The sequence below is a fragment of the Pirellulales bacterium genome, from assembly GCA_036490175.1.
Taxonomy (GTDB): Bacteria; Planctomycetota; Planctomycetia; order Pirellulales; family JACPPG01; genus JACPPG01.
Map to the genome: position 1 here is coordinate 1 of DASXEJ010000044.1, position 3266 is coordinate 3266.

The 3266-nt window shown below is 60.0% G+C and carries 4 protein-coding genes; 2 read left to right on the forward strand and 2 right to left on the reverse strand.

Annotated features, from left to right (window positions below):
• Positions 1 to 246: 246 nt before the first annotated feature.
• Together VGG64_03475 and VGG64_03480 are read left to right on the forward strand one after the other, a co-directional pair.
• Complete coding sequence (locus VGG64_03475) at positions 247 to 894, forward strand: pentapeptide repeat-containing protein (protein ID HEY1598634.1); 648 nt, start codon at positions 247 to 249, stop codon at positions 892 to 894.
• Positions 895 to 1093: 199 nt separating this feature from the next.
• Positions 1094 to 1708 carry a nuclear transport factor 2 family protein gene (locus tag VGG64_03480; GenBank protein ID HEY1598635.1) on the forward strand — a complete coding sequence of 205 codons (615 nt, stop codon included), beginning with the start codon at positions 1094 to 1096 and terminating at the stop codon, positions 1706 to 1708.
• A gap of 24 nt (positions 1709 to 1732) precedes the next feature.
• Here the strand turns inward: VGG64_03480 and VGG64_03485 are convergent, their stop codons facing one another.
• Together VGG64_03485 and VGG64_03490 are read right to left on the reverse strand one after the other, a co-directional pair.
• Complete coding sequence (locus VGG64_03485; protein HEY1598636.1) at positions 1733 to 2209, reverse strand: helix-turn-helix domain-containing protein; 477 nt, start codon at positions 2207 to 2209, stop codon at positions 1733 to 1735.
• A gap of 79 nt (positions 2210 to 2288) precedes the next feature.
• Positions 2289 to 3266 (reverse strand): MFS transporter (locus tag VGG64_03490; protein ID HEY1598637.1); only part of this gene is annotated, 978 nt, incomplete at its 5' end.

Sequence of the window (3266 nt, forward strand, 5' to 3'; positions counted from 1 at the left end):
ATCCAGTAGCGCCTCATGTCATAACTCCTCAATTTATAAATCCGAGCCTCATCCTCATGACCGATCCGTACCTGCGAGACTATTTGGCGGCGAGGCCGAAACGGAAGACGCATTGCATACCTGCTCAAAGATTCAGTGTTCAATGCGCGGTGTGTTGCGCTGCAGCGCGCCCCCATATTATTCTGATTCGCGCTGCCCTCGTAACGGCTGCGCCGGCCGATCTCGTGTGTTTATACTCGCGTGTTAATGAATATGGAAATGGGCATCGCTCTGGCGGAGCCACCCGCGCCAGAACAGGTGGCAACCGGCGAGCAGCTGCAAACGGTGCTGCTGCAGTACGGTCGGCCACTGCGGTTCGCAGGCTGGAACTTCGCGGGCGCAATCCTGAAGAGCATGGACCTTCGAGAATGCGAGTTCGTGCGCTGTCGCGGCGGACACACCGACTTCTCTTCCTGCGATCTGACCGATGCGCGCTTCGACGCCTGCGATCTGAATAATTCGCTCTGGCGCCGGGCACACCTGTCCGGCGCGGCTTTCCACGACTGCAAGCTGACCGGCATACTGATCCAGGAGGCGCGCACCCTCGGCCTGCGCTTTGCTCACTGCCTGCTGGTAAATGCCCGTTTGCCCGGCCTTTCTTTTCGCAAGGACCGGCTCGAGGGCCTCGACTTCCAAGGAGCAGATCTTGCAGCGGTGGATTTCCGCGACGCAGTCCTGATCAATTGCAATCTACGCGAAGCCAATGTGACGCAGGCCCGCTTCGAGGGCTCGGATCTCAGGGGTGCCCAGCTCGGCGCCTTGCGCCTAACCGATGCCTCGCGCTTCAAGGGCGCCATCATCTCAAAGCATCAGGCTGCGGATTTGCTGGCCGGGCTCGGACTAACCGTAGCCTGAGCGGCGAAGGAAGAACGGTTGGGCGCACTCAGTTCGGTCGCAAACCAGTAGGCCCGCATGTGGGCGATCATCAATCCGGCCCGCAAGCCGCCCATCACTCGGGTTGCCTCGCCCTTGTGTGCTTTCATTGATACCCTCCCCCGTCTGCGTCGGATCATGCAAAATCGACCGCATGAAAGCAATCGCAAGAGGGGGCGGTATGAAGCGAAGTGGAATCACGCTGGCCGTGGCGGCGGCGCTCGGAATGACCTTTACCATCATGATGGCCGGATGCGCGGGCCCGGACGACAAGGGCGTGGCTGCGCTTGCCGCGCGCGTGACGGCCCTGGAAGACCAACTCGCCATTCAGAAGGTGGTGATGGGGGAATATCCCCACGCGATGGATCAGCAGCGCATCAAGGATTACTCAGAACTGTGGGCGCCGGATGGCATCTTCGTCATTCCAAGTCTGGCCACGCTGCACGGACCGAAGGCGATCTTCCAGCTGATGTCCGACCCCAACGCATTCGCCCAACCGACCAAGCCCGGCGATCCACCCCGACCACCGCGACCCGAGCCGCGCAACTACCAGGTACCGCACATGATCGGCAGCCTGGCCTATGACGTGAAAGGCGATACGGCCACCGGTATCGCATACTGGATGGAAACCACCCTAGTGGACGGCAAGGCGGCCGTGGTGGGTTCCGGCCACTACGAAGACACACTCAGGAAGATCAATGGCGAGTGGAAGTTCGAAAAGCGCACTGTGGTGCGTGACGTGCCAGCGATGACGCCGGAGCAGATGGCACAGGCGCCAGACCGCTACGCCAAATAGCCAAATATTCGATGCTGTCCTTTCTCATTCCTGCAGTGCGGACAATCGGGGCAGCTGCTGCGCATCCGCATTGCACACCAGCGCAATATTAGCGAGTAAACGCCGCAAATAACTCAAGAGTCTCCGCCGCTCCGCTTGGGAAAAGCTCGTAAGTAACAGAGCCTCGCGTTCCAGTGCGCTAACGATGATCCGATCGTGCAGGGCCATTCCGGCGGAATTCAGTCTCAGAAAGTTTCTTCTGTTGTCGGCGGCATCGCTGCTCACATCAAGATAGCGCAGCTTCTTCAAGACATTGATGGCACGGCTCACACTTCCCGCGGTCACCCCTGAAAGTAGCGAGATGTCCTTGCCGGTGATACCAGGGTCCGCAGCCAGAAGCGCCATCACTCTCCATTCCATGATGCCCAACTGATAGTGCCGCATGTACGCCTGCGATGCGCTGGCAACTATCTTATTGCTGATGGCGACCATCAGGAATGGCACGCTTGCATTGCGATCCATGAATTGCACACTGGGCTGGGTGCCAATTCTGCGCCGGGATCGAGGAGCGGATGCGCCTGGACTCTTAGGCATCGAGCCCTCAGGCGAGAAGCAAGGATTTGCGATGCGTTTCGACACCCAGGAAGGAGTAGCTCAATCCGACAACCAGACAACAGGCGGCCAGAAACAGAAATGCCGGTTGTACCGCTGTCTGCGTTGCCTTGGGAGTCACAAGATTGTGCGTACCAGCAATGATGCCCAGGGCCAACGGCCCCATGATCTTGCCGATTCCCGCCGAAGCTGCAGATATCCCCATGGCACGGGCCCCCAGCCGCACGGGGAATAGCTCGGCGGCGTACGTGTTCAGATTTGAATAGCCACCGTCATAAAAAAACTGACCGATCAGCAGAAAGATGAAAAATACCGAAACGCCCTCGACGTAATGGTCGCGAAACATTGCAGCGAGCGCCAACATCACGGCGCCCATGTAACCAACCAGCTGACCGGAGGGCACACGGCCGACCCATTGGGGCAGGAAGGTGAACGCGATACGGCCGGCAATCGCGGATAGACTGACCAATACAAACAGGCCAGCGGCACGCTGCGTCGTTACTTGTAGCAGTTGCGCGAGGATCGTTGGCCCCCACAGCAGCACTCCGGACAAGGCAGTGCCCAGGCTCAGTTGGATGAGAACAATGAGCCAGAAGCGCCTGGGCTGCGAATAAACCTCGAGCACGGACCCGCCGGAGCCGGACGTTCCGACAATCGGGTCAGCCGCTCCGGGCGGAAACTGCAGCAGCGTCGTTGCCACACGCCGCGCCTCCGCCACGCGACCTGCGGCTATCAGCCACTTAGGGGATTCCGGCACGACGAAGGTGATGATCACGACCAGGATCACCGGCACAAAGCCCAATGCCGCGGTACCGCGCCAGCCAAGCGCTGGAAACAACATCGTGACGACCAGCGAGGCGAGCAGCAAACCGATGCCGGCCGGAATTCCCATGCTGCTGGTCAGCAGGGTGCGTCGGGCGACCGGTGTGTATTCGGCGATCAGGGCAAACTGGCTTGCTCCGGCCCC

What these genes read in the sequence shown, in the direction of transcription:
- VGG64_03475 (HEY1598634.1), top strand. Translation starts at nt 247, where the DNA reads ATGAATATGGAAATGGGCATCGCTCTGGCGGAGCCACCCGCGCCAGAA.
- VGG64_03480 (HEY1598635.1), top strand. Translation starts at nt 1,094, where the DNA reads ATGAAGCGAAGTGGAATCACGCTGGCCGTGGCGGCGGCGCTCGGAATG.
- VGG64_03485 (HEY1598636.1), bottom strand. Translation starts at nt 2,209, where the DNA reads ATGGATCGCAATGCAAGCGTGCCATTCCTGATGGTCGCCATCAGCAAT.